Origin of the sequence: Mycobacterium asiaticum (genome assembly GCF_001673315.1) — a bacterium.
GTDB classification, from domain to species: domain Bacteria; phylum Actinomycetota; class Actinomycetes; order Mycobacteriales; family Mycobacteriaceae; genus Mycobacterium; species Mycobacterium asiaticum_B.
The window spans coordinates 1-615 of record NZ_LZLQ01000107.1; the positions used below are offsets into that span (position 1 = coordinate 1).

The following is a 615-nucleotide window of genomic DNA, read 5'->3' on the forward strand; positions in this document are numbered from 1 at the left end:
GGGGAAGCTCAGCCTGGATCATCTGATCTTCGGCAAGAACTGGTTCGACGGCTGGCACGGCCTGGCGATCTCGCTGGGCCTGGGTCTGGCCGGGGCCATCGGCCAGTTGTTGATCTTCTACCGCCCGCCGGTCAAAGAAGCGAGTTAGGACCGGCCGGGCCGAGCACCGCGCCTTGGCGACGAAGTAGTCGACGAAGTAGTCGACGAAATAGTCAGGGCCGCCCGGTGTTCCCGTTAGCGCCGAGCAACTGACCGCCGATGCCGCCGGTGCCCGGCGTACCGGGTGGCGCACCGACTCCGCCGTTGCCGCCGTTCCCGCCGTCGCCGACTGACCCGGCGTTGCCACCATTGCCGCCGTTGCCGCCCTTGCTGCCGGTGCTGGCCGCGCCGGCGCCGCCAGCCCCTCCATTGCCGATCACTCCGGCGTTGCCACCGTTTCCACCGGCACCGCCGGGATCACCGAGTTGCCCGGCACGTCCGGCGCCGCCCTCGCCGCCCGAGCCGATCAGCATGCCACCACTGCCGCCGTTACCTCCGGCCGCACCGACAAATCCGCCGCCGCCGCCCACGCCGCCGGCCCCGCCGTCACCGAAGAACATGCCGCCGTTACCCCCG

General features: G+C 71.1%; 1 protein-coding gene and 1 pseudogene. One reads left to right on the plus strand and one right to left on the minus strand.

Annotated features, from left to right (window positions below):
• A pseudogene (locus tag A5636_RS16725) lies at positions 1–148 on the plus strand (DoxX family protein); the annotation flags it as partial.
• Positions 149–212: 64 nt separating this feature from the next.
• Here A5636_RS16725 and A5636_RS26205 read toward each other — a convergent pair.
• On the minus strand, positions 213–615 hold a 403-nt coding region (locus A5636_RS26205; protein WP_216638845.1), incomplete at its 5' end, for a hypothetical protein.